Below are 23,550 nucleotides of genomic sequence, written 5' to 3'. Positions count from 1 at the left end.
CGCCCGCCACTGGGGCGTCGCGGCGCGGGGGTGCGTCCCCGCTCAGGTGTCGACGCCGAGCAGCACGGGTAGCACGGTCCGCTCGAGCTCTCCCACGGTGAGCGAACGGGGCTCGACGAGGCGCTGCGTCATGGAGCCCTGCGCGAGCGCGATCGCGGCCCGGACGAAGACATCGGTGGGCATGGGCAGCGTCAGCCCCTGCCGGGCCACCGCCTCGTCGACGACGGCCACCAGCTCGTCGCGCACCCGTCGCTGCTGCGCGGCCCAGGCGCGGCGGGCCACCGGTTCGCGGATCGCGTGGAGGGTGAACTCCGTGGTGAGGACCAGCCACTGCTCCTTGCTGCGGGTGTCGTCGGCGAGGGCTGCGAAGACAGCCTTCAGCACCTCGTCAGCCGTTGCATGCTCCTGCTTGCTGGCTGCGCGGATGCGCTCGGCGAGAGCCTCGGAGTGCCGGCGGGACAGCTCGAGCACGAGGTCGTCCTTGGAGGAGAAGTTGGAGTAGAAGGCCCCTCGGGTGAAGCCGGCCCGCTCGCAGATGTCCTCGACGCTCGCGCCGTGGAAGCCGCGTTCCGCGAAGACCTCGCTCGCCGCCGCGAGCACCCGGTCACGGGTCGCCTGGCGGCGGGCGGTGATCGGGGGAGTGGCTGGTTCGCGGGACCTCAGGGTTGGCATAGGACCACGATACGCCCTCGAATTGAATACGGACATGTATTGGATGCATACTTGTATCGAAAAGCGGGATGGTCCCGTCGGAGGATGGTCAGGTGAACGAGCGCCAGGTGGTCGCACACGACGTGTCGGTCCGAGGCACGCACGAGCCGTTCGTGTCGGGGATCGGGTTCTCGGCCCCCGCGGGAGCGGTCACGGTCGTCGGCATCGACCCCGGCGTCGGCCAGGTCGCGCTGGCCCTCGCGATCGGCGGACGAGTCGACCTGCTCACCGGCTCCGTGTCGATCGGTGGCTCCACCGACCGGGCGCAGCTGCAGCTGCGCACGCGACTCGTCGACGTGCCCGACGTGACCGCGCCGGAGGACTCCTTCTCCCTCCGCGCCGTCGTCGCGGAGGAGCTGGCCCTCGCCGAGCGGCCGTCGTCGCGCAGGGACGTCGCAGCCTTCCTCGGCGACCGTGGTGTCAGCGACCTGGCATCGCGGCGTTGGGAGAGCCTGCCCACGGGCCTGCGCACCCGCCTGCTGCTCGAGCTCGGCTCGTGGCACCCGCAGGTTCGCGTCATCGTGCTCACCGGTCCCGACCGGCACGGTGGCGAGCCGCGCGAGTGGTTCGAGGCGGCCCAGTCGGTCGCCGACCGTGGTCTCACCGTGGTCGCGCTCTGCGCACCGGCGACCGCCTCGGCGCTGTCCCGGTCGACCCGGCTCCCTCCCGAGGCCACCGAGCCCGCCACCGAACCCGCCACCGAACCCGTCGTCGAACCCACGACTTAACCCACGACTGAACCCACGACCGACCCCACCACCGACGGAGTGCCCGCATGAACCCCGTCCGCCTCGCGCTCGCTGAGCTGCGCCGCCTCACCGCCTCGCGCCTCGCACGTCTTGCCCTCGCGGCCCTCGTCCTCGTCCCGACCCTCTACGGCGGCCTGTACCTCTACGCGAACCACGACCCCTACGGCGCCTTCCCGCAGGTGCCTGCCGCCGTCGTCAGCGACGATGCCGGCACCACCCTCCGCACGGGGGAGAAGCTCCAGGTCGGCGGCGAGGTGGCCGACCACCTCGTCGAGTCGAAGAGCTTCGACTGGCACCGGGTGCCGCGCGACGAGGCGATGAACGGCGTGGACGACGGCACGTACGCGTTCGCCGTCATCCTCCCGAAGACCTTCTCCGCGGACCTCGCGTCGACGGCGGAGTTCACGCCACGTCAGGCGACCCTGCTGCTCGAGACGAACGACGCCAACAACTACATGACCTCGATGATCGGCGGCCAGGTCATCAAGCAGGTGACCGCCAGCGTCGCCGGCGAGGTGAGCCAGACCGCGGCGAGCCGGCTGCTACTGGGCTTCAGCGACGTGCACGACGAGCTCGCGAAGGCCGTGGACGGATCGGAGAAGCTCCGCGCCGGTGCGGCCAAGGCTGACGACGGAGCCCACCAGCTGGCTTCCGGCGCGGGCTCTCTCGCGACAGGGCTCGAGCAGCTCGCGACCGGTGCCCGCACCCTCGACGCCGGCCTCGGCCGCGCGGCCTCGGGCGCCCACGAGCTGCAGACCGGCTCAGCACGCCTCGCCTCCGGCCTCGGCACCCTGCAGTCCAGGACCGCAGACCTCCCCGCACAGACCGACCGTCTCGCCGACGGTGCCGAGCAGGTCGCGGCCGGCAACCGCACGATCGCCGGCTACGGGGCGAAGGCGGCCGCCGCCTCCACCCAGCTCAAGAGCCGCGTCGCCGCCGACCGCGCCGGTCTGGTCGCCGCCCTGAGGGCGCAGGGACTGACCGACGCGCAGCTGGCCGTCGTCGAGTCACGCCTCGACCTCGTCGACGGCTACGTGGACAACGCAGACGCCACCATCCAGTCGGCCTCGGGCGACCTGACGCGCCTGTCGAAGGGGGCCGACCAGGTGGCCACCGGGGCTCGGGCGCTCGCGAACGCCACGCCGGCGCTCGCGGACGGCATCGCGCAGGCCCACACGGGCGCGGTCAAGGTGCGGGACGGGGCGGCTGCCCTGGCGACCGGGCTCGACCGGCTCGACGCCGGCGCCGGCCGGCTCGTGTCCGGCGCGACGTCCGCCGCCACCGGCGCGGACGCGCTCGCGCGGGGTGCAGGGTCGCTGGCGTCCGGCCTCGACTCGCTGGCCAAGGGCACGACCGACCTGCACGCCGGCCTGGTCAAGGGCCGCGACGCCGTGCCCGACCCGTCCGAGGCGCAGCGCAAGGCGATGGCGCAGACCATCGGCAACCCGGTCGGGGTGGCCACCGACTCCCTGTCGTCGGCGGGGTCGTACGGGGCAGGGCTGGCGCCGCTCTTCATGAGCCTCGCCCTCTGGATCGGCGCCTACGTGCTCTTCCTCTTCGTGCGTCCCCTGTCCCAGCGCGCACTCGCCACGAGCCAGCGCTCGTTCCGCACCGCGCTCGGGGGCTGGCTCGCGCCGGCGGTGGTGGGGATCGTCCAGGCTGCTGCCCTGGTGCTCGTCGTGGGCCGCGGGGTCGACATCCGGATCGCGCACCCGGTCCTCGCGTTCCTCTTCCTCTGCTTCACCTCGATGACGTTCGTGGCGATCCTGCACGCGCTCGCGTCGAGGTTCGGGGCGGTGGGCAAGTTCCTCGGCCTCGTGTTCATGGTCGTCCAGCTCGTCAGCGCCGGCGGCACGTTCCCGTGGCAGACGTTGCCCGCCCCCCTGCAGGCGGTCCACCACGTCGTGCCGATGAGCTACGCCGTCGACGGCCTGCGCCGACTGCTCTACGGCGCCGACCTCGCGCCGGTGCTCGGGGCGGTGGGCGTGCTCACGGCATACCTCGTCGGGGCCCTGCTGGTGTCGACCGTCGCGGCGCGGCGGTCGCGGGTGTGGACGCCCAAGCGGATCAAGCCGGAGCTCGCGCTCTGACGCCTCCGCGGCAGCCTGGTCGCAGCAGGACCGCTGCGGCCGGCCCCCGCCCTCCGGGCTGACAAGCGGGCCGACGCGGAGCATGCTCTAGACGTATGAGCAGCGCCTCGAGAGAGAAGACCCTCATCCTCATGCGCCACGCCAAGGCCGAGGAGGGGCTCGGCAAGGCCGACCACGACCGCGAGCTCGCGGCGCGGGGTCGCCGCGACGCCAAGGCCGCCGGCCGGTGGCTGCACGAGCAGGGGCTCGTGCCCGACCTCGTCATCTGCTCCACCGCGCAGCGCACCCGGCAGACGTGGGAGGAGGCCTGCCACGGCGGCGCCCACACCGAGTTCGTCGAGTACCGCCGCAGCGTCTACCTCGGCGGCTCCGAGCAGACCCTCGAGACGGTGCGCGAGGACGCCGGTGAGACGACGACGGTGCTGGTCGTCGGGCACAACCCGACGATGGCGCAGCTGACCAGCCTGCTCACCGACGGAGAGGGGTCGCGCGAGGCCCACGACGCCCTCGGCGAGGGTTTCGTGACGAGCGGCATGGCGGTCCTCCGGTATGCCGGCGAGTGGGCCGACATCGACTTCGGCTCGTGCGCCCTGACGCGCTTCCACGTCAGCCGTGGGCACGACGACTGAGCGTTCGCCGCCGACGATCAGGCTGTGAGATGCGGTGTCCACCCAGCGGACACGGTCCTATGCTGCTGGCATGACGCAGACGCCTGACATCAAGCCCCGCAGCCGCGACGTCACCGACGGTCTCGAGAAGACCGCGGCACGGGGGATGCTCAGGGCGGTAGGCCTCGGCGACGACGACTTCGCCAAGCCACAGATCGGTGTCGCGAGCTCGTGGAACGAGATCACCCCGTGCAACCTGTCGCTCGACCGGCTGGCCAAGGCCGTCAAGGACGGCGTGCACGCCGGTGGGGGCTATCCCCTCGAGTTCGGCACCATCTCGGTGTCCGACGGCATCTCCATGGGCCACGAGGGCATGCACTTCAGCCTCGTGTCGCGCGAGATCATCGCCGACTCGGTCGAGACCGTCATGAACGCCGAGCGGCTCGACGGCTCAGTCCTGCTCGCCGGTTGCGACAAGTCCCTGCCCGGCATGCTCATGGCGGCCGCGCGCCTCGACCTCGCATCGGTCTTCCTGTATGCCGGCACGATCCTCCCCGGCGTCGCCAAGCTGAGCGACGGCACCGAGAAGGAGGTCACGATCATCGACGCCTTCGAGGCCGTCGGGGCGTGCAACGCCGGCCTCATGTCGCGCGAGGACGTCGACGCGATCGAGCGCGCCATCTGCCCGGGTGAGGGCGCGTGCGGCGGCTTCTACACGGCCAACACCATGGCCGCCGTGGCCGAGGCGATCGGCATGTCGATCCCGGGCTCGGCCGCGCCGCCCGCCACCGACCGCCGCCGCGACATGTACGCCCGCAAGTCGGGTGAGGCCGTCGTCGAGCTGCTCCGCCGCGGCATCACCGCGCGCGACATCATGACCAAGCCGGCCTTCGAGAACGCCATCGCCGTCGTCATGGCGTTCGGCGGCTCGACGAACGCCGTGCTCCACCTGCTCGCCATCGCCCACGAGGCCGAGGTGGACCTCACGATCGAGGACTTCCGTCGCATCGGCGCCAAGGTGCCGCACCTGGCCGACGTCAAGCCCTTCGGCAGCTTCGTCATGAAGGACATCGACCACATCGGCGGCATCCCCGTCGTCATGAAGACGCTGCTCGAGGCCGGCCTGCTCGACGGCGACTGCCTCACGGTGACCGGCAAGACCATGGCCGAGAACCTCGAGGAGCTCAACCCGCCCCACATCGACGGCCGTGTTATCCGCGAGATGGCGACCCCGATCCACAAGACGGGTGGCCTGACGATCCTCACCGGTTCGCTCGCGCCCGAGGGTGCGGTCGTGAAGTCGGCCGGCTTCGACGAGTCGGTCTTCGAGGGCACCGCACGCGTCTTCGACGGCGAGCGCGCCGCGATGGACGCCGTCGAGGACGGTTCGCTGAAGAAGAACGAGGTCGTCGTCATCCGCTACGAGGGACCGAAGGGCGGGCCCGGCATGCGCGAGATGCTCGCCGTCACGGGTGCCATCAAGGGCGCCGGGCTGGGCAAGGACGTCCTGCTCCTCACCGACGGCCGCTTCTCCGGCGGCACCACCGGCCTCTGCGTCGGGCACGTGGCTCCCGAGGCCGTCGACGAGGGGCCGATCGCCTTCGTGCGCGACGGCGACACGATCCGCCTCGACGTGGCGAGCGGCTCGCTCGACCTGCTCGTCGACGACGACGAGATGGCGCGCCGTCGTGCCGAGGGCGTCACCCACCCGGAGCCGAAGTACACCCGCGGCGTGCTCGCGAAGTATCGCAAGCTCGTCGGCAGCGCGAGCGGCGGGGCCGTCTGCGGCTGAGCGGGCGTATGCCGTGTGCCCGAGCGCCGCGGCGAACCGACGGACCGCCACGACCGCCGTCTCCGGCGAACGGTGAGCGCGGGCGCTACAGCGCGGGAGCGTTGGTAGCGGTCCGTCGGTCCGCGGAAGCGGCCTTGTCGGCGTCCCGGTAGGCGCGGGGGGTCTGTCCTGTCGCCTCTCGGAAGCGCCGGATGAGGTGCCGCTCGTCGCTGAAACCGGTTGCCGCCGCGATGTCGCGCACCCCGAGCCCGGTGTGCACGAGCAGGTCGGTCGCGGCGTCGAGCCGGCGGGCCGACCGGTGCGCCCACGGACTCGTGCCGGTCTCGGCCCGGAACCGGCGACGCCACGTCTCGTACGGCATCCCGACCTCGGCCGCCACGGCACGCAGGTCGAGCGGCTCGGTCAGGTCCCCCTCGAGCAGATCGGTCGAGCGTGCGAGCCAGCCGGCACCCGATGGGGACGCCCCGCGCGTGCCGCGGTCGGAGGCACGGGTCGAGGTGTCGCGTGCCTCGAGCAGGGCCGCGAGCAGCGCGACCGCCTCGGCGTCGGTGCCGTCGGGCGTGCGTGGCCGCGGCCGGTCGAAGGCCGCGAACCGTGGCGCCCACCGGCGCACCGGCAGACCGTGCACGAGCGGCTGCCCGGGGGAGAGGGCGCCGCGGCTCGCGGCCAGGTCGAACACAGGCCCCTCGAAGACGACGAAGTGCTCGTCCCAGCCGCCACGGTCGGCGCCGTACCAGTGCGGGTGCCCGGGATGGACGACGACGAGCGAGCCTGCGGCCAGGGGCTCGTCGTGGTGCGCATCGCGGTAGCGGCCGGCACCGGCGGTGAGGAAGGTGAGCCCCCAGGTCGGGTGTCGCCGAGTCGTGCCGGGAGCGAGGCCCCGGCCCGCGACGATGCGCGCCGCCACCAGCACGCGGCCGAGACGCCCGGGCGGGAGGGGATCGGCAGGCCGCGCCGTCGGCGTGGCGCCGACCGGCGCACGCTTGCTGTCCATCACGTCATCAAACCAGAACGTACCCCTGAAACCACGACGTCCGGGGTGGTCTCTCCGCGGGTCTGGTGAAGTGGCAGAACCGACGACCCCTCCGGTCGTTCACGATCCACGAAGGCGGCCCTCCCGATGACCATCGACACAGTTCCCGCGCTCGCCACGGCATACCCCGTGACCCAGGACCACGTGGCCGCCTTCCGCGCGGACGGCTTCGTCCGGCTCTCGGGAGTGGCGAGCGCCGAGGAGGCCGCGGCGTACCGGCGGCCGATCGCCTCGGCGGTGGAGCGGCTCGGCACCGAGTCGCGTCCGCTCGCCGAGCGCGACAGCTACGGGATGGCGTTCCTTCAGGTGATGAACCTCTGGCGCCACGACCCCGACGTGGCCAGGTTCGTCCTGGCGCCGCGCTTCGCCGACGTCGCGGCGCGGCTGCTCGGCGTGCCGCGGGTGCGGCTCTACCACGACCAGGCCCTCTTCAAGGAGCCCGGCGGCGGCCGCACGCCGTGGCACCAGGACGCGATGTACTGGCCGCTCGACGGGTCGAGGTGCCTGACGATGTGGATGCCGCTCGTCGACATCACACCGGCGCACGGCGGGCTGGCGTTCGCGCGGGGGAGCCACGTCGACGGTCCGCTCAGCGACATCGGCATCTCCGACGCGTCCGAGCACCACTTCGACCGGCTCGTGCCGCGGCGGGGCCTCGCCGTCGACGAGCCCGTGGCCATGCGTGCCGGCGACGCGTCGTTCCACTCCGGCTGGACGGTGCACAAGGCGCTCGGCAACACCTCGAGCGAGATGCGCGAGGTGATGACGGTGATCTGGTTCGCCGATGGCCTCCCGGTGCTCGAGCCCGCGAACGGCGCCCAGGAGAACGACCTCACGTCGTGGCTCCCCGGCCTCGCGCCGGGAGACACCGCGGCTTCACCGACCAACCCTGTGGTGGGTGACGTCGGCTAGCCGGCCGGTGGCGGCTGCCAGCCGGACTCGGCCCGCCCCGTGAGCCCGGCCGCCTCCATCGCGAGGTAGCGGTCGGTCAGACCCCGGTAGAGCCGTCCGACGACCGACCCCACGACGCCCGACTGGGTCACCGACAGCGTCACCCGGCACCCGTCGGCGCCCAGCGGTTCGACGACGTGGTGTGCCACGGTGTGCGCGGCGCGCCCACCGGACTCCCACGTGAACGACCGTCCGGGCGACAGCGACGTGACCGTCCACGGCACCGTCGGGATGCGTGGCTGGTCGATGGTGGCCTTCGCCCCGATCTTCAGGGCCCCGCCGTCGAGCCTGACGCTACGCACCGATGACGTCCACTCGGGCCAGCGCTCGGGGTCGCTCAGGATCTCCCAGACGCGGCTTGCCGGCGCGGCGACGTCGAACGTGATGTGCTGCTCCACCGCCACCCCTCCTCAGACCTGGGCCGGGTCGGACCCGGCGACGACGTCGGCCGCCCAGTGCCGCCACACGGAGGTCACCTGCATGCCGACCTTCTCGTAGAGCCCGAGCGCCCCGGTGCGTGAGTCGGTCGACAGCTCGGACCGGTCACCGCCGTGCGCGCGCCCGACCTCGAAGGCGTCGACGAGCAGGGCCCGCGCGAGGCCGCGGCCGCGCTGGTCGCGGCGGACGGCGAGCTTGTCGACGTACGCGCAGCCGTTGGACACGATGACGAACGCCATGCCGACGACTTCGCCGGCCGGATCGACCATGAGGCGCAGCTGCCACGGCTCGTAGCCCGGACGGTTGACGACCGTGGCGGCCCACTCCTCGAAGCTCGAGCGCTCGCGGTCGGACCACTCGAGGAAGGCGTCCTCGTTCACCGTCCATGCGGCCTCGAGGTCGCCCTGGTCGCGCGGCTCGCGGATCGCGTACGCCTCGGGTGTCGGCTGCGCCTCGATCGTCTGCCCGGCGGGCATCTCGAGCACCCACGACGTCCAGAGGTTGCGGTAGCCGAGGGCGGCGAAGAGCCGCTCGCCTGCGGAGTCCCCGGGCGCGGGCTGCCCGACGACGGTGCCGCCCTCGCGTGCGCCGACGGCCCGGGTCCAGCGCGAAAGCGCGGTCCCGATGCCACGGCCGCGGTATGCCGGGTCGACGGCACCGTGCGCCCAGCGCGCCTTGTAGACCTCTGCGTACGCGACGAGGCGGTCGCCGTCGAGCACGCCGACGGTCTGGGTGGCGAGGTCGAAGGCGGGGCGCTGCCAGTCGCCGACGATGTCGGCCTCCTCGATGAGGACCTCTCCGACGTCGTGCTGCTCGCAGGCCCCCATCAGGGTGGCGACCGCGGCGGCGTCGTTCTGCCCGAGCGGCCGCACGGTCAGCCCGTCCGATCCGCTGGGCAGCACGAGCGGGACGGGGGCGTTGCTCGTGGCGGTGGGCGCAGGGGTGGTCATGCCGTCTCCTTGTCGGGCGCGTCGAGGCCGAGGAGGCGGCGCAGGGCCGGCACGCCCTCGACGGTGATGGGATGGTCGCCACGGACGAGGTCGTCGGGGCGCAGGACGAGCCGTTGGTTCACGGCGAGCTCGCCGTCGCGGCGCTGGAGCCGCGTGAGCCCATTGGGGCGGTAGCCGACCTTGCGGCTGACCGCGAGCGACGCGGGGTTGTCGGTGAAGGCGCCGGAGGTGATCTCCTCCGCCCCGAGGTGGTCGACGGCGAAGGCGCAGATCGCCTGGCGCATCGCGGTGCCGATGCCCTTGCCCTGGTGCTCGAGGCCGAGCCATGACCCGGTCTCGGCCGTGCAGGTCACGACGTAGTCACGGGCCGAGATGCCCTGCGTGCCCACGAGCGTCCCCTCGTGCCAGACGCCGAGGTTGAGCTCCCACCGCTCGGGGGAGAAGTCGGCCCGGCAGCGCCAGTGGTACTGGACGAACCGGGTGCGCAGTACCTCGGGCTCAGCGTCCGTCCAGGGGTGGTAGAAGGGCATCCGGTCGGCCGGGTGGATGCCACGTGCGGCGAGGTCGGCCAGGGCCGCGAGGTCGTCGTCGCCGATCCCGCGCAGCTCGATCGCTCCGGCGACGACGCGTACGGCGAGGGCGGGGAAGTGGTCGTCGACGGTGCTGGTCATGCGGGCCAGTGTCGCGACGCGGGTCCTGGCGCGACAACCGACTTTCGGTCGTGGCGGCGCGCGGTGGTGCAACGAAGAGTCGGCGCGTGCGCGACTGACAGTGGGTGAGATCACGATGCCACATCCTGAGACGCGGGTGACCGTCGATTGACACCACTGGGGCCGCGTAGGACGGTTGTCACGTGGCCCGACTCCTCGTACTTCCCTAGCGCGCCGACCAGCCCCACCGGTCAGCGCGCCCCCTTCCGTCCCCCCACGGGACCGAAGGGTTTTTTTGTGGCTGGAGTCAGCCCGAGACAGCAGGACATCCGCAGGACGACGAGTGCTCGAGACAAGGAAGAGATCGTGAGCGACACGACCAAGCAGGCGCCCTCGCCCGCTGACGTGGCCTCCCTGGCCCGTCCCCGACCCGCCGCCGACGGCAAGCCGGTCGAGCCGGCACCGGCGGCCGTCCAGGCTCTCGAGGTCACCGGGGCACAGGCGCTCGTACTCTCCCTCGAGGCCATCGGCTGCGACACGGTCTTCGGCATCCCGGGCGGTGCGATCCTCCCGGCCTACGACCCGATGCTCGACTCGAAGAAGGTCCGGCACATCCTCGTGCGCCACGAGCAGGGCGCCGGTCACGCGGCCGAGGGCTACGCGGCGGCCACCGGCAAGGTCGGTGTCTGCATGGCGACGTCCGGTCCCGGTGCGACCAACCTCGTGACGCCGCTCGCCGACGCCCACATGGACTCCGTCCCGGTCGTCGCGATCACCGGTCAGGTCGCGAGCGCCGCCATCGGCACCGACGCGTTCCAGGAGGCCGACATCCGCGGCATCACGATGCCGATCACCAAGCACAACTATCTCGTCACCGACCCCGCGAAGATCCCGCAGGCGATCGCGGAGGCCTTCCACGTCGCGAGCACCGGCCGTCCGGGCCCCGTGCTCGTCGACATCAGCAAGGACGCGCTCCAGTCCCGCACGACATTCAGCTGGCCCCCGCAGATCGACCTGCCCGGCTACCGGCCCGTGCTGCGCCCGCACGGCAAGCAGATCCGCGAGGCGTCCCGTCTCATGGCGGCCGCCAAGCGGCCGGTCCTCTACGTCGGTGGCGGCGTCGTGCGCTCGGGCGCCAGCGAGGCGCTGCGCCGGCTCGTCGAGCTGACGCAGATCCCGGTCGTCACGACGCTCATGGCGCGTGGCACGGTGCCCGACAGCAACCCGCTCAACCTCGGCATGCCCGGCATGCACGGCACCGTCGCCGCCGTGACCGGTCTGCAGAAGTCCGACCTGATCATCGCGCTGGGCGCGCGCTTCGACGACCGGGTGACCGGTCAGCTGTCGACCTTCGCCCCTGACGCCAAGGTGATCCATGCCGACATCGACCCCGCCGAGATCTCGAAGAACCGGGTCGCCGATGTGCCGATCGTGGGCGACGCCGGCGAGGTCATCAAGGACCTCATCGAGCAGGTCACCCTCGACCGCGCCACCGCCGAGAGCGGCTCGTGGGACTACACGGCCTGGCGCGAGCGCGTCGCCGAGTGGAAGGCGACCTTCCCGCTCGGGTGGACCGAGAGCGAGGACGGCACCCTCTCGCCGCAGTACGTGATCGAGCGCATCGGTGCGCTCTCCGGGCCCGAGGCGACCTACGTCGCGGGGGTCGGGCAGCACCAGATGTGGGCCGCGCAGTTCGTGCAGTACGAGCGCCCCAACGCGTGGATCAACTCGGGAGGCCTCGGGACCATGGGCTTCTCGGTGCCGGCGGCCATGGGCGCCAAGGTCGCCGAGCCCGAGCGCACCGTCTGGGCCATCGACGGCGACGGCTGCTTCCAGATGACCAACCAGGAGCTCGCCACCTGCGTCGTCAACAACATCCCGATCAAGGTCGCGATCATCAACAACAGCTCGCTCGGCATGGTGCGGCAGTGGCAGACGCTCTTCTACAACGAGCGCTACTCCAACACCAACCTGCAGCCGACCGAGCAGCGGGTGCCCGACTTCGTCAAGCTCGCGGACGCCTACGGCTGCCTCGGCCTGCGCGCCGAGACGCCCGAGGAGGTCGACGCCGTCATCAAGCAGGCGCTCGAGACCAACGACCGACCGGTCGTCATCGACTTCATCGTCCACCGCGACGCCATGGTGTGGCCCATGGTCCCGGCGGGCGTCAGCAACGACATGATCCAGGCCGCCCGCCACGAGGCGCCGGTCTGGGAGCGGGAGGACTGAGCATGAGCAAGCACACCCTGTCGGTGCTCGTCGAGGACAAGCCGGGCGTCCTGACCCGCGTGGCGGCGCTCTTCTCGCGCCGGGGCTTCAACATCAACTCGCTCGCGGTCGGCCCCACCGAGCTGCCCGAGATCTCGCGCATCACGGTCGTCGTCGAGGTCGAGGGAGCCGCCCTCGAGCAGGTGACGAAGCAGCTCAACAAGCTGATCGAGGTGCTCAAGGTCGTCGAGCTCGACCCGCACGCGTCGGTCCAGCGCGAGATCGTCCTCGTCAAGGTCCGCGCCGACGCGGCGACCCGCAGCCAGGTCATCGACACGATCCAGCTGTTCAAGGCCAAGGTCGTGGACGTGACCACCGACGCCGTCGTCGTCGAGGCGACCGGCAACTCCGACAAGCTCCGCGCCCTGCTCGACGTCCTCGAGCCGTTCGGCATCAAGGAGCTCGTCCAGTCGGGCATGGTCGCCGTCGGACGCGGCTCGCGCTCGATCACCGACCGCAGCCTGCGCAGCGCCTGACCCCCCAGACCCACCAGCACACCGCACCGCACACCCAGCAGAAGGAGAAGGCCACCATGGCCGAGATGTTCTACGACGACGACGCCGACCTGTCGATCATCCAGGGCAAGAAGGTCGCCGTCATCGGCTACGGCAGCCAGGGCCACGCCCACGCGCTCAACCTTCGCGACTCCGGGGTCGACGTGCGCGTCGGCCTCGCCGAGGGCAGCAAGAGCAGGGCGAAGGCCGAGGCCGAGGGACTCGCCGTGTCCTCGGTCGCCGACGCCGTCAAGGAGGCCGACCTCGTCGTCATCCTCACGCCCGACCAGGTGCAGCGGACCGTGTACGCGAACGACATCCAGCCGAACCTCAAGGACGGCGCCGCCCTGCTCTTCGGGCACGGCTTCAACATCCGCTTCGGCTACATCAAGCCCGAGGCCGACGCCGACGTGCTCATGGTGGCCCCCAAGGGGCCCGGTCACATCGTGCGCCGCGAGTTCGCCGACGGCCGTGGGGTGCCCGTGCTCCTCGCCGTTGAGCAGGATGCGTCCGGCACCGCGTGGGACCTCGCCAAGGCCTACGGCAAGGCGATCGGCGGCCTGCGCGCCGGCGGCATCAAGACGACGTTCACCGAGGAGACCGAGACCGACCTGTTCGGCGAGCAGGCGGTGCTCTGCGGCGGCGCGAGCCAGCTCGTCATGTACGGCTTCGAGACCCTCGTCGAGGCCGGCTACCAGCCCGAGGTCGCCTACTTCGAGTGCCTGCACGAGCTCAAGCTCATCGTCGACCTCATGATCGAGGGCGGCATCGCGAAGCAGCGCTGGTCGGTGTCCGACACTGCCGAGTACGGCGACTACGTGTCGGGGCCGCGCGTCATCGACCCGCACGTCAAGGAGAACATGAAGGCCGTCCTGGGCGACATCCAGAACGGCGCGTTCGCCAAGCGCTTCATCGACGACCAGGACGCCGGCGCCCCGGAGTTCAAGGCCCTGCGCGAGAAGGGCGCCCAGCACCCCATCGAGGCCACCGGTCGCGAGCTGCGCAAGCTGATGGCATGGGTCAAGCAGACCGACTCGGACTACACGGAGGGCTCGGCCGCGCGCTGACCCTCACCCGCACGGCTCGGCGGTCGGTCACCCGTTCGTGGGGTGGCCGGCCGTCGCCGTGCGTGGGGGCGCGGAGGGCGCTCAGCGCCCGGTGAGCCTGGCAGGCTGCTCGGCGAGCCAGGCCGCGAAGGAGCGCCCACCCGTCTGAGCGGCCGATGCCGCCGGCAGGTTGCGGCCGCGCGCCATCGCCTTCAGCACCGGTCCCACCGCGGGCAGGTGGACGACTCGGGGCGCCGACGCGCCGCGGTGGGCGCGCACGAGCGTTGCGAGCTCCCCGACCGTGAGGACGTCGGGACCCGCCAGGTCGCCCGCACGCGCGTATGCCGGAGGGCGGGCGCCGAGGGCCAGGTCGGTCAGGCGTGTGGCCACGTGGTCGGTGTCGACCGGCTGGAAGGCCAGGTCCCCGAAGGTGAGCGCGACGGGCCCGAACGTCAGCACCCGCGCGAAGAACGCTGCGAGAGAGTGGAACTGGGTCGCTCGCAGCACGGTGGCGGGTCCTCCGGCGGCAGCGATGGCCTGCTCTGCCCGGAGCTTGCGCTGGTAGTAGCGCATCGGGACCTCGTCGATGCCGACGATCGAGATGTGCACGAGGTGCAGTCCGCCCGCCGCAGCGGCCTCCGCGAGGCGCCGGGTTCCGTAGACCGTCACGGCATCACCCGCCGAGGTGTCGTCGGCGCAGTGCACGACGACGTCGGCTCCCCGGAGCGCCGCGTCGAGCCCCGCCCCGCTGCTGAGGTCGACGCCGGTGCGGCGGCTCACGGGCACGGCCTCGTGGCCCCGCCGGCGGACCTGCTCCACGACACGGGCTCCGAGGTCTCCCGCTCCACCCGTCACGACGACTCGCACGGCACCCACGGTAGCCCGCGCGCGTGGCCGGCGTCCCGGCATACGGGACCGGGCGTCCAGTGGCCAAGACGTGCGACGGTGGCCACGGCGTCGTTCACATTGTGGTTACGGTCCGTGATTTGCGACACGCCAGCCCCTAGACTCGCCGACGGCACGCCGCGGTGCCGTAGACGGCCCGCGACGGCCCGCGACGACGACGGACCCGGCCCTTGCCCTCCATGGCACCCCCGCCGCTCCGCCTCGGAAAGGGAACCTCCTGTGAGCAAGCCCGTTGTCCTCATCGCAGAAGAGCTGTCGCCGGCGACGATCGAGGCCCTGGGCCCCGACTTCGAGGTGCGTTCGGTCGACGGGGCCGACCGCGACGCGCTGCTCCCTGCCCTCGTCGACGTCGACGCCGTCCTGATCCGCTCGGCGACGAGGATGGACGCCGAGGCCATCGCTGCTGCCAGGCGGCTCAAGGTCATCGCCCGCGCGGGGGTCGGCCTCGACAACGTGGACGTACCGGCGGCGACGCGGGCCGGCGTCATGGTCGTCAACGCGCCGACCTCGAACATCACCTCGGCCGCCGAGCTGGCGGTGGGCCTGCTCCTCGCCACCGCCCGCAACATCGCCCCGGCGAACCAGTCGCTCAAGGCCGGCGCCTGGAAGCGCAGCAAGTACTCCGGCGTCGAGCTGCTCGACAAGACCGTCGGCGTCGTCGGCCTCGGCCGTATCGGGGCCCTCGTGGCCGAGCGGCTCAAGGGTTTCGGCATGAGGATCGTGGCCTACGACCCCTACGCATCACCGGCGAAGGCCGGGCAGCTCGGGGCCCACCTCGTCGGCCTCGACGAGCTGCTGGCCCAGTCCGACTTCATCACGATCCACCTGCCCAAGACGCCCGAGACCCTGGGCCTCATCGGCGAGGAGGCGCTGGCGAAGGTCAAGCCGACGGTGCGCATCGTCAACGCCGCCCGCGGCGGCATCGTCGACGAGGCCGCCCTCGCCCGTGCCATCGCCGAGGGGCGCGTCGCGGGTGCCGGCATCGACGTCTTCGCCACCGAGCCGACCACCGAGTCGCCGCTGTTCGAGCACGAGTCGGTCGTCGTCACGCCCCACCTGGGGGCCTCGACCGAGGAGGCCCAGGAGAAGGCCGGCATCGCGGTCGCGCGGTCGGTGCGCCTGGCGCTCGGCGGCGAGCTCGTGCCGGACGCCGTCAACGTGAGCAGCGGCTTCATCGCCGAGGAGGTGCGCCCCGGCATCCCGCTCGTCGAGAAGCTCGGGCGGATGTTCACCGCGGTCGCGGGCAGCGTCCCGACCCAGCTCGACGTCGACGTGCGCGGCGAGATCACCGAGCACGACGTCAGCGTGTGGAAGCTGGTCGCGCTCAAGGGCCTGTTCACCGACGTCGTCGAGGACCCCGTGACCTATGTCAACGCCCCGGTGTTCGCCGAGCAGCGGGGATGCGTGGTGCGCCTCGTGACCGACCCCGACTCGGGGGACTTCCGCAACGTCACGACCCTGCGCGGCACGCTCGCCGACGGCACCGTCGTCTCGGTCTCCGGCACTCTCACCGGCCCGAAGATGGTGGAGAAGCTCGTCGGCGTCAACGGCTACGACCTCGAGGTGCCGCTCACCGAGCACATGCTCGTCTTCGAGTACTCCGACCGGCCCGGCGTCATCGGCAACATCGGTCGCATCCTCGGCGACGCCGACATCAACATCGGTGGCATGCAGGTCTCGCGCCAGCACGACCGCGCGATCGGTGTCCTCAACGTCGACAGCGCCGTGCCCCCATCGCTGGCGGCCGAGCTGTCCGACGTGGTGGAGGCCAAGACGTTCTCGGTCGTCGACCTGCAGGACTGACGTGCCTCCACCCGCACCGAGGTGAGGTCTTGCGGGTGAGGTCTTTCGGCCCTGCCGGGCGAGCGGCCCGACTGGGACGGTCGAGACATGGGGCCGCCGGTCGTTGGCTGTGAGGGCGTCACCAAGCGCTTCGGTGACACCGAGGCGCTGCGCGGCGTCGACCTCGACGTGCTCGAGGGCGAGGTCTTCGGCTACCTCGGACCGAACGGCGCAGGCAAGACGACCACCCTCCGCCTGCTCATGGGCCTGACCCGCTGCAGCACCGGACGAGTCGAGGTCCTCGGGCTCGATGCGTGGCGACGCCGCGACGAGGTGCACCGCAGGGTCGGCTACGTGCCCGGGGACGTGGCCCTCTACCCCCGCCTGAGCGGACGGGACCACGTCGACTACCTCGGGAACCTGCGGGGGCTCGGACGGCCCTCCGTCGCGACGAAGCTCGCGGAGCGGCTCGACCTCGACCTGCGCCGACCCACTCGTGAGCTGTCACGGGGCAACCGCCAGAAGCTGGCCCTGGTGCTCGCCCTCATGGGCCAACCCGAGCTGCTGGTCCTCGACGAGCCGTCCAGCGGCCTGGACCCCTTGGTCCAGCGGGAGTTCCATGCCCTGCTCGCGGAACACTCGGCGCGGGGAGGCACGGTGCTGCTCAGCTCCCACGTGCTCAGCGAGGTGCAGCGCGTCGCGACCCGGATCGGCGTGCTGAGCGCAGGTCGGGTCGTGGCAGTGGAGGAGCTGGACGCGCTGCGTGCCAAGTCCCTTCACCACGTCGAGGCCCAGCTCGAGGGCCCCGTCCGAGTCGAGCAGTTCGAGGCGCTGCCCGGGGTGCGTGACGTCCGCCTCGAGGACGGCGTGCTGCGCTGCGACGCACCGCAGTCCGCCCTCGACCCGCTGCTCAAGCTGGTCGCCCGTCACCCGGTCGTCGACCTCACGTGCACCGAGGCCGAGCTGGAGGAGACCTTCCTCGCGTACTACGCGGCCGCAGGAGGTCCGGATGCTGCATGACGTGCTCCGCAAGACCCTGTACGACCAACGGCGTTCGTACCCTGCGTGGTGCGCGGGGGTCCTGCTCGTGGTGGCGATGTACGTCGCCCTCTGGCCGAGCATCCGGCGCCAGCCCTCGATGCAGGACTTCCTCGACCAGATGCCCGAGGCGCTCCGCAACCTCTTCGCGATGTCAGGTGCCGACATGTCGACGCCCGTCGGCTACATCCAGATCGAGCTGCTCTCGTTCATGGGTCCGCTGCTCGTGCTCCTGTATGCCGTCGCCGCCGGCTCGTCCGCCGTGGCCGGCGAGGAGGACCGGGGCACCCTCGACCTGCTCCTCGGCACTCCCACCCCGCGGACGCGGATCGTCGTCGACAAGGCGATCGCCATGGTGGTCGGCACCGTCGGGCTCTGCGCGCTGCTCGGGGTGGCGCTCGTCGCCGAGGGGGCTCTCGTGGACCTCGACCTGCCGGTGGGGCACGTCGCCGCGGCGATGCTCCACCTCGCCCTGCTGGGTCTCGTCTTCGGCGCCCTGGCGCTCGCGGTGGGCGCCGGGACCGGCCGGCTCGCCCTGAGCCGCGCGGTCCCGGTGCTCCTCGCGGTCGTCGGCTACGTCGTCAACGGGCTCGGCGGTCTCGTCGACTGGCTGCGGCCGCTGCAGAAGCTGTCGCCCTTCTACCAGTACGCCGCCCACGACCCCCTGCGGCAGGGCGTCTCGTGGGTCTCGGTCGGGGTGGCCGTCGCGACGGTCGTCGTGCTCGTCGTCGTCGCGGCGGTGGCGTTCGACCGGCGTGACGTGGCCTCGTGAGCAATGCTTTCCTTCAGGCGGACCTGCGCCCCGGGTCGTGACCGCCGGGTCCGGCACCGTCGGGTTCGTCGCCGGGTTCGTCGCCGGGTTCGTCGTCATCCGGCTCGTCGTCCGACGTGTCGAGCTCGGCGAGCTCGGGGACGAGGTCGTGTCGTCTGCTGAAGGTGTCGATGATCGCGAGGGCCACCGCGGCGATCGGGATGCCGATGAGGGCGCCGATGGCACCGAAGAGGGCAGCCCCCGCGATCACCGAGCCCAGCGCCACGGCGGGGTGGACGTCCATCGTCCGGCGGCTGATGCGCGGTGTGAAGACGTAGTTCTCGAGCTGCTGGTAGATGGTGGCGAAGACCGCGATCCACACGGCGTTGATGGGCTTGTCGAGCACGGCGAAGAGGGCGGGGAGCGCGACGCCGATGTAGGTGCCGATCGTCGGGATGAACTGTCCGACGATGCCGGCGAAGACGCCGAGGGGCAGCCAGAACGGCACGTCGATGACCCAGAAGAACGAGGCGTGGAAGACGGCGGAGAGCGCGGCCAGGACCAGCTTCGAGACCACGTAGCCGCCGGTCTTCTCGACCGAGATGGTCCACACCGTGATGAAGACGCGCTGGTAGCGCTGGGGCAGCCACGAGCCGATGGTCTGGCGCAGCCGCGGACTGTCGGCGGAGAGGTAGTAGGCGAAGACGAGGATCGTCAGGCTGTCGAAGAGGAAGGTGAACAGCGAGCCGAAGATGCCGACGATGCCGCCGCCGTAGCGGCCCGCGAGCTCCCCGAGCTTGTCGGGCGTGAGGTTCAGGGCCTGGCGCACCTGGTCGAGGTCGAACGTCGTGCCGAACGTCGAGTTGACCCAGTTGATGGCCGAGGTCACGGCGCCCGGCAGCTGGGTGCCGAGCTCCGACACCTGCGAGACGAAGACCTGCCCGAAGAGCTCGGCGAGCGCGGCGAAGAGCAGCAGCACGCCGAGCATCGTGAGCCCGGTCGCCAGCCCGCGCTTCATGCCCCGGGACGCGAGCCAGAGCACGACCGGCTCCATGGCGATGGAGACGAGCCACGCGAGCAGGAGCAGGAAGAGGAAGCTCGCCAGCGCGTGGAAGGCCCAGGTCGCGATCGACAGCAGGACCACCGCGCTGAGGACGATGATCGTGACGCGCCGCGCATTGCCCGGGGTCACGGCGATCCATCGTGCCTCGTCGTCGAACGGCACCCCCGGGACCGCGTGGCGGCCGTGCCGGTCGTGCGCGTCGTGCCGGTCGTGCGCGTCGTGCCGGTCGTGCGCGTCGTGCCGGTCGTGTGCGTCGTGCGCAGCGGCGTGGTGAACGTGCGGCTCGTTCGGGGCGGCGGCGTGCGAGTCGGGCTGGTGGGCGCTCACGCGGCGAGCCTACGGTCCCTCGCGCGGCAAGCGGGGGAGGTCGCGGCCTGCATGCCGACGTCGGCGTGACCCGCGACACGCGGCGCCCAGCCGTCCGCACGAATGGTGGACACCGCGTCTCATCTTGTGGAAACCCCCTTTACCCGTGGGTAGCCCGGCGTACCGTGAATTGCATGACGCGGCAGGTCGTACTTATTCCCCGCCGCGGCGAGTCCAGGTAGTCAGCACCTCGCCGCGGAGATCCCGCGCACCCTCGTGCTGACTTGGTTCGCCCACCCGGGCTGGAGCCACCTGAGACCACCAACAGCAAGGCAACTCGAAAGACGTGATCACCATGAGCGAAGACGCCAAGGCAGCCCGTCAGGCACTGCAGGAGTCCATGGACCTGCGCGACCAGGGCCACACCGAGGACTGATCTCCGGTCTCGCGCCGGACGTCGAAGGCCCCCGCCCCAGTTGGGCGGGGGCCTTCGCCGTGCGACCAGAGAATGAGACGCACGTTCCACATCACAAGACGGGTTCTACGCTGACGGCATGGGAGAGATGCAGGTCAAGGACGCCTACTCGATCGCCGTGATCGGCGGTGACGGCATCGGTCCCGAGGTCGTCGCCGAGGGCCTGAAGGTGCTCGACGCCGTCACCGGCTCGGGTGGTCCGAAGTTCGCGACGACGGACTACGACCTCGGCGCCCGCCGATGGCACGCCACCGGCGAGACGCTGCCCGACTCGGTGCTCGAGGAGCTGCGCGGGCACGACGCGATCCTCCTCGGCGCCATCGGCGACCCGACGGTCCCGAGCGGTGTGCTCGAGCGCGGCGTGCTGCTCCCGCTGCGGTTCGCCCTCGACCACTACGTCAACCTGCGCCCGGCCAAGCTCTTCCCCGGAGTGGCCAGCCCGCTCGACGTCGCCCGCGTCGCCCCCGACGGCATCGACTTCGTCGTCGTGCGCGAGGGCACCGAGGGTCCCTACGTCGGCAACGGCGGGGCCCTGCGAGTCGGCACTCCCGCAGAGATCGCGACCGAGGTCAGCGTCAACACCCGCTTCGGCGTCGAGCGCGTCGTCCGCGACGCCTTCGCGCGCGCCCAGGCCCGGCCGCGCAAGCACCTGACCCTCGTGCACAAGCACAACGTCCTCACCCATGCCGGCCACCTGTGGCGCCGCACGGTCGAGGAGGTCGGTGTCGAGTTCCCCGAGGTCGAGACGGCATACCAGCACGTCGACGCCGCGACGATCTTCATGGCCACCGACCCCGGCCGGTTCGACGTCATCGTCACCGACAACCTCTTCGGCGACATCCTCACCGACATCGCCGCTGCGATCGCCGGCGGCATCGGACTCGCCGCATCGGGCAACATCAACCCGGCCCGCACGACCCCGAGCATGTTCGAGCCGGTGCACGGCTCGGCCCCCGACATCGCCGGCCAGTCCAAGGCCGACCCCACCGCCGCGATCCTCTCGGTCGGCATGCTGCTCGCCCACCTCGGGCTCGACGCCGAGGCCGCGCGCGTCGACGCCGCCGTGGCCGCGGACCTCGCGGACCGTGGGGATGTCGTACGCAGCACCGCCGCCGTCGGCGACGCCGTGGTCGGTCGTCTCTGACGCGCACGACCCGGCATACGCCCGGCTGACCCGCTGCTCGCACGCGGGTCCATGCCGCGTACGCGGTGACTGCCCCGTACGCGGCCGACTGCCCCGTACGCGGGCGGCCGGCCCGCACGCGCGGCGTGCCCTGCGTACGCGACCGAAACCCGCGGAGGACACGCCCGGACGCCGTCCGGTGCGGCGTCCGGGGCGGCTGTGTCATCTCACGATGTGGGCGATAGCCTGACGTCGGATCACCGCTGATTTCGCTCCATGGAGGTTTGTCATGTCCCAGCTGTCCTTCGAGGTGACGCGCCGCGACGACGCCACCTCGCCCGAGCGCATCGCCGAGATCCTCGAGAACCCCGGCTTCGGCAAGACGTTCACCGACCACATGGTCGTCGCCACCTGGACCGCCGACGGCGGCTGGGCCGACGCGCAGGTCAGGCCCTACGGCCCCTTCCAGCTCGACCCCGCGGCGGCGGTGCTCCACTACGCCCAGGAGATCTTCGAGGGCATGAAGGCCTACCGCCACGCGGACGGCTCGATCTGGACCTTCCGCCCCGAGGCCAACGCCGCGCGGTTCGCCCGCTCGGCCCGCCGCCTCGCACTCCCCGTGCTGCCCGAGGCCGACTTCATCGAGTCGCTGCGGCAGCTCGTCTCCGTCGACCAGGCCTGGGTGCCCGCCGGCGACGCGGGGGAGAAGAGCCTCTACCTGCGCCCCTTCATGTTCGCCTCCGAGGCGTTCCTCGGCGTGCGGCCGGCCCAGCAGGTCACCTACTCCGTCATCGCCTCGCCCGCCGGCGCGTACTTCTCGGGCGGCCTCAAGCCGGTCACCCTGTGGATCTCGACCGACTACGCCCGCGCCGGCGAGGGCGGCACGGGCGCGGCGAAGTGCGGTGGCAACTACGCGAGCTCGCTCGCCGGGCAGCTCGAGGGCATCGACCACGGCTGCGACCAGGCCGTCTTCCTCGACTCCTCGACGCACACGTACATCGAGGAGCTCGGCGGGATGAACCTGTTCCTCGTGACGAAGGACGGGCGCATCATCACCCCGGAGCTCACGGGCACGATCCTCGAGGGCGTCACCCGCAGCTCCATCCTCGAGATCGCCAAGGAGCTCGACCTCGAGCCCGAGGAGCGCCGCATCCCCATCGAGGAGTGGAAGGAGGGCGCGGCCAGCGGCGACATCGTCGAGATCTTCGCGTGCGGCACCGCCGCCGTCGTCACCCCGGTGGGCGAGCTGCGCTGGGACGGCGGGTCGGTCGACCACCGCCGCGACGGTCACGAGGACCGCTACGCCGAGGCGATCCGCAGCAAGCTCCTCGACATCCAGTACGGCCGTGCCGAGGACGCCCACGGCTGGCTCACCCGTCTCGTCTGACCCGGTGGGCGCGGCGGGGGACCCAGCGCCGTCGCGGCCGCGCCTCGTCGCGACCGACCTCGACGGAACCCTGCTGCGCTCCGACGGCTCGGTGTCGGAGCGCACCCGGGCGGTGTGGGCGGCCGCCGACGAGGCCGGCATCGAGACGGTGCTCGTCACCGCGCGTCCGCCGCGGTGGCTGCACGACCTCGAGCACGTCGTCGGCCCGCGCGGCGTCGCGATCTGCGGCAACGGGGCGTTCGTCTACGAGGTGGCCGGCCGGCGCCTGCTCGAGACGCACTGCTTCCAGGCCGGCGCGGTGGAGTCGATCGTGACCGACCTCAGCGCGGCGCTGCCGTCGGTCGCCTTCCTCGCCGAGCGGGCGAGCGGCCCCTACCTGGGACCCGGCTACCCCGACCCGCACGACGACACCCGCGATCCCGGCGCTGCCCACGGTCCCCTCGCCGGGATCGCGGCCGAGCCGGTGGGCAAGCTCCTGGCCGTCACCGACGAGGTGCCGCTCGAGGAGTTCCTCTCCACCGTCGAGGAGGTCGTCGGCGACCGCGGCCACCTGCACTTCTCCGGCGCGTTCGGGCTCGCCGAGATCAACGCCCCGGCGTCACCAAGGCGATCGCGCTCGAGCGGTGGGCGACCCGGCTCGGCATCGGGGCCGCCGACGTCTGGGCCTTCGGTGACATGCCCAACGACCTGCCGATGATCAGGTGGGCGGGCGTCGGGTGGGCCGTGGCCAACGCGCACCCGACCCTGCTCGAGGCCGCCGACCGCACCTGCCCCGGCAACGACGACGACGGTGTGGCCGTGACGCTGGAGCGGGCCATCGGCCGACCCGGCTGACGATCTCGACCTTCGGAATCCGTCGTAAAGGTTCTGTGGGGAACCATTGACGGCCTTCCCTGCGCGGGTATTGGATGCGAGGCATCACTCGCAGCGGCGACAAAG

At 71.7% G+C, this 23,550-nt stretch carries 23 protein-coding genes; 16 read left to right on the top strand and 7 right to left on the bottom strand.

Features of this window, described 5'->3' with window-relative positions; genetic code table 11:
* Nucleotides 1–42 precede the first annotated feature (42 nt).
* Nucleotides 43–672 (bottom strand): TetR/AcrR family transcriptional regulator, encoded by a 630-nt coding sequence (locus ACXR8F_RS00455; protein WP_458798329.1) that lies wholly within the window; start codon nt 670–672, stop codon nt 43–45.
* Nucleotides 673–764: 92 nt separating this feature from the next.
* On the opposite strand from ACXR8F_RS00455, the gene ACXR8F_RS00450 reads away from it, so the two are divergent.
* From ACXR8F_RS00450 to ilvD, 4 genes are all read left to right on the top strand, one after another.
* Nucleotides 765–1,439, top strand: a complete 675-nt coding sequence (locus tag ACXR8F_RS00450; RefSeq protein ID WP_458798328.1) for a hypothetical protein — start codon at nt 765–767, stop codon at nt 1,437–1,439.
* Nucleotides 1,440–1,486: 47 nt separating this feature from the next.
* Nucleotides 1,487–3,550 (top strand): YhgE/Pip family protein, encoded by a 2,064-nt coding sequence (locus ACXR8F_RS00445; protein ID WP_458798327.1) that lies wholly within the window; start codon nt 1,487–1,489, stop codon nt 3,548–3,550.
* A gap of 95 nt (nt 3,551–3,645) precedes the next feature.
* Nucleotides 3,646–4,179 (top strand): SixA phosphatase family protein, encoded by a 534-nt coding sequence (locus tag ACXR8F_RS00440; protein ID WP_045191594.1) that lies wholly within the window; start codon nt 3,646–3,648, stop codon nt 4,177–4,179.
* Nucleotides 4,180–4,249: 70 nt separating this feature from the next.
* A complete protein-coding gene (gene ilvD / locus ACXR8F_RS00435; RefSeq protein ID WP_458798326.1) occupies nt 4,250–5,950 on the top strand; it encodes a dihydroxy-acid dehydratase in 1,701 nt (566 codons plus the stop codon).
* A gap of 85 nt (nt 5,951–6,035) precedes the next feature.
* On the opposite strand, the gene ACXR8F_RS00430 is transcribed toward ilvD, so the two are convergent.
* Nucleotides 6,036–6,944 (bottom strand): helix-turn-helix transcriptional regulator, encoded by a 909-nt coding sequence (locus ACXR8F_RS00430; RefSeq protein ID WP_458798325.1) that lies wholly within the window; start codon nt 6,942–6,944, stop codon nt 6,036–6,038.
* A gap of 126 nt (nt 6,945–7,070) precedes the next feature.
* On the opposite strand from ACXR8F_RS00430, the gene ACXR8F_RS00425 reads away from it, so the two are divergent.
* Complete coding sequence (locus tag ACXR8F_RS00425; protein ID WP_045191596.1) at nt 7,071–7,895, top strand: phytanoyl-CoA dioxygenase family protein; 825 nt, start codon at nt 7,071–7,073, stop codon at nt 7,893–7,895.
* Here ACXR8F_RS00425 and ACXR8F_RS00420 read toward each other — a convergent pair.
* The 3 genes from ACXR8F_RS00420 to ACXR8F_RS00410 are packed head-to-tail and all read right to left on the bottom strand — an operon-like array spanning nt 7,892 to nt 9,993.
* Nucleotides 7,892–8,332, bottom strand: coding sequence for an SRPBCC family protein (locus ACXR8F_RS00420; protein WP_045191597.1), 441 nt, complete (start codon nt 8,330–8,332; stop codon nt 7,892–7,894). The genes ACXR8F_RS00425 and ACXR8F_RS00420 overlap by 4 nt on opposite strands.
* A gap of 12 nt (nt 8,333–8,344) precedes the next feature.
* Entirely contained in the window at nt 8,345–9,322 is a 978-nt protein-coding gene (locus ACXR8F_RS00415; protein ID WP_458798324.1) for a GNAT family N-acetyltransferase, read from the bottom strand.
* A complete protein-coding gene (locus ACXR8F_RS00410) occupies nt 9,319–9,993 on the bottom strand; it encodes a GNAT family N-acetyltransferase (RefSeq protein ID WP_458798323.1) in 675 nt (224 codons plus the stop codon). The genes ACXR8F_RS00415 and ACXR8F_RS00410 overlap by 4 nt, the downstream gene beginning before the upstream one ends.
* Before the next feature lie 345 nt (nt 9,994–10,338).
* Between ACXR8F_RS00410 and ACXR8F_RS00405 the strand changes: the two genes are divergently transcribed.
* Genes ACXR8F_RS00405 through ilvC form a run of 3 tightly spaced genes read left to right on the top strand, consistent with a single transcriptional unit; the run spans nt 10,339 to nt 13,801 of the window.
* The gene (locus ACXR8F_RS00405) at nt 10,339–12,201 is read left to right on the top strand and encodes an acetolactate synthase large subunit (RefSeq protein ID WP_458798322.1); all 1,863 of its coding nucleotides are present in this window, start codon (nt 10,339–10,341) and stop codon (nt 12,199–12,201) included.
* A gap of 2 nt (nt 12,202–12,203) precedes the next feature.
* A complete protein-coding gene (gene ilvN / locus ACXR8F_RS00400; protein ID WP_458798321.1) occupies nt 12,204–12,716 on the top strand; it encodes an acetolactate synthase small subunit in 513 nt (170 codons plus the stop codon).
* Nucleotides 12,717–12,772: 56 nt separating this feature from the next.
* A complete protein-coding gene (gene ilvC, locus ACXR8F_RS00395) occupies nt 12,773–13,801 on the top strand; it encodes a ketol-acid reductoisomerase (RefSeq protein WP_045191602.1) in 1,029 nt (342 codons plus the stop codon).
* Between the two features lie 81 nt (nt 13,802–13,882).
* On the opposite strand, the gene ACXR8F_RS00390 is transcribed toward ilvC, so the two are convergent.
* Nucleotides 13,883–14,647, bottom strand: a complete 765-nt coding sequence (locus ACXR8F_RS00390; RefSeq protein ID WP_458798320.1) for an SDR family oxidoreductase — start codon at nt 14,645–14,647, stop codon at nt 13,883–13,885.
* Nucleotides 14,648–14,905: 258 nt separating this feature from the next.
* Between ACXR8F_RS00390 and serA the strand changes: the two genes are divergently transcribed.
* The 3 genes from serA (at nt 14,906) to ACXR8F_RS00375 (ending at nt 18,278) form a co-directional block, all read left to right on the top strand.
* A complete protein-coding gene (serA, locus tag ACXR8F_RS00385; protein WP_458798319.1) occupies nt 14,906–16,489 on the top strand; it encodes a phosphoglycerate dehydrogenase in 1,584 nt (527 codons plus the stop codon).
* 87 nt (nt 16,490–16,576) lie between these two features.
* Entirely contained in the window at nt 16,577–17,488 is a 912-nt protein-coding gene (locus ACXR8F_RS00380) for an ABC transporter ATP-binding protein (RefSeq protein WP_458798318.1), read from the top strand.
* The gene (locus ACXR8F_RS00375) at nt 17,478–18,278 is read left to right on the top strand and encodes an ABC transporter permease subunit (protein WP_045191606.1); all 801 of its coding nucleotides are present in this window, start codon (nt 17,478–17,480) and stop codon (nt 18,276–18,278) included. The genes ACXR8F_RS00380 and ACXR8F_RS00375 overlap by 11 nt, the downstream gene beginning before the upstream one ends.
* A gap of 13 nt (nt 18,279–18,291) precedes the next feature.
* Here the strand turns inward: ACXR8F_RS00375 and ACXR8F_RS00370 are convergent, their stop codons facing one another.
* On the bottom strand, nt 18,292–19,647 hold the full coding sequence (locus ACXR8F_RS00370; protein ID WP_458798317.1) for an AI-2E family transporter: 1,356 nt from the start codon (nt 19,645–19,647) through the stop codon (nt 18,292–18,294).
* Nucleotides 19,648–19,981: 334 nt separating this feature from the next.
* Here ACXR8F_RS00370 and ACXR8F_RS00365 point away from each other — a divergent pair, with 334 nt between their 5' ends.
* From ACXR8F_RS00365 to ACXR8F_RS00345, 5 genes are all read left to right on the top strand, one after another.
* Nucleotides 19,982–20,062, top strand: a complete 81-nt coding sequence (locus ACXR8F_RS00365) for a 3-isopropylmalate dehydrogenase (protein ID WP_081633825.1) — start codon at nt 19,982–19,984, stop codon at nt 20,060–20,062.
* Between the two features lie 118 nt (nt 20,063–20,180).
* Nucleotides 20,181–21,245, top strand: a complete 1,065-nt coding sequence (locus ACXR8F_RS00360; RefSeq protein WP_045191607.1) for a 3-isopropylmalate dehydrogenase — start codon at nt 20,181–20,183, stop codon at nt 21,243–21,245.
* A gap of 268 nt (nt 21,246–21,513) precedes the next feature.
* Nucleotides 21,514–22,611, top strand: a complete 1,098-nt coding sequence (locus ACXR8F_RS00355; RefSeq protein ID WP_458798316.1) for a branched-chain amino acid aminotransferase — start codon at nt 21,514–21,516, stop codon at nt 22,609–22,611.
* Nucleotides 22,612–22,615: 4 nt separating this feature from the next.
* A complete protein-coding gene (locus tag ACXR8F_RS00350; protein WP_458798315.1) occupies nt 22,616–23,308 on the top strand; it encodes an HAD family hydrolase in 693 nt (230 codons plus the stop codon).
* Nucleotides 23,221–23,445: an HAD family hydrolase gene (locus tag ACXR8F_RS00345; RefSeq protein ID WP_458798818.1), complete on the top strand. Its 225-nt coding sequence runs from the start codon at nt 23,221–23,223 to the stop codon at nt 23,443–23,445. The genes ACXR8F_RS00350 and ACXR8F_RS00345 overlap by 88 nt, the downstream gene beginning before the upstream one ends.
* Nucleotides 23,446–23,550: the final 105 nt, after the last annotated feature.

Source organism: Terrabacter sp. AAH1, from assembly GCF_054456855.1.
Note: the sequence above shows the minus strand (reverse complement) of the source record. Positions and strands in the feature narration are given on the sequence as shown.

Coding starts and splice junctions, on each gene's coding strand:
- ACXR8F_RS00415 (WP_458798324.1), bottom strand. CDS start 9,322: ATGACCACCCCTGCGCCCACCGCCACGAGCAACGCCCCCGTCCCGCTC.
- ACXR8F_RS00375 (WP_045191606.1), top strand. CDS start 17,478: ATGCTGCATGACGTGCTCCGCAAGACCCTGTACGACCAACGGCGTTCG.
- ACXR8F_RS00360 (WP_045191607.1), top strand. CDS start 20,181: ATGGGAGAGATGCAGGTCAAGGACGCCTACTCGATCGCCGTGATCGGC.
- ACXR8F_RS00445 (WP_458798327.1), top strand. CDS start 1,487: ATGAACCCCGTCCGCCTCGCGCTCGCTGAGCTGCGCCGCCTCACCGCC.
- ilvN (WP_458798321.1), top strand. CDS start 12,204: ATGAGCAAGCACACCCTGTCGGTGCTCGTCGAGGACAAGCCGGGCGTC.
- ilvD (WP_458798326.1), top strand. CDS start 4,250: ATGACGCAGACGCCTGACATCAAGCCCCGCAGCCGCGACGTCACCGAC.
- ACXR8F_RS00430 (WP_458798325.1), bottom strand. CDS start 6,944: ATGGACAGCAAGCGTGCGCCGGTCGGCGCCACGCCGACGGCGCGGCCT.
- ilvC (WP_045191602.1), top strand. CDS start 12,773: ATGGCCGAGATGTTCTACGACGACGACGCCGACCTGTCGATCATCCAG.
- ACXR8F_RS00455 (WP_458798329.1), bottom strand. CDS start 672: ATGCCAACCCTGAGGTCCCGCGAACCAGCCACTCCCCCGATCACCGCC.
- ACXR8F_RS00440 (WP_045191594.1), top strand. CDS start 3,646: ATGAGCAGCGCCTCGAGAGAGAAGACCCTCATCCTCATGCGCCACGCC.
- ACXR8F_RS00410 (WP_458798323.1), bottom strand. CDS start 9,993: ATGACCAGCACCGTCGACGACCACTTCCCCGCCCTCGCCGTACGCGTC.
- ACXR8F_RS00355 (WP_458798316.1), top strand. CDS start 21,514: ATGTCCCAGCTGTCCTTCGAGGTGACGCGCCGCGACGACGCCACCTCG.
- ACXR8F_RS00380 (WP_458798318.1), top strand. CDS start 16,577: ATGGGGCCGCCGGTCGTTGGCTGTGAGGGCGTCACCAAGCGCTTCGGT.
- ACXR8F_RS00365 (WP_081633825.1), top strand. CDS start 19,982: ATGAGCGAAGACGCCAAGGCAGCCCGTCAGGCACTGCAGGAGTCCATG.
- ACXR8F_RS00425 (WP_045191596.1), top strand. CDS start 7,071: ATGACCATCGACACAGTTCCCGCGCTCGCCACGGCATACCCCGTGACC.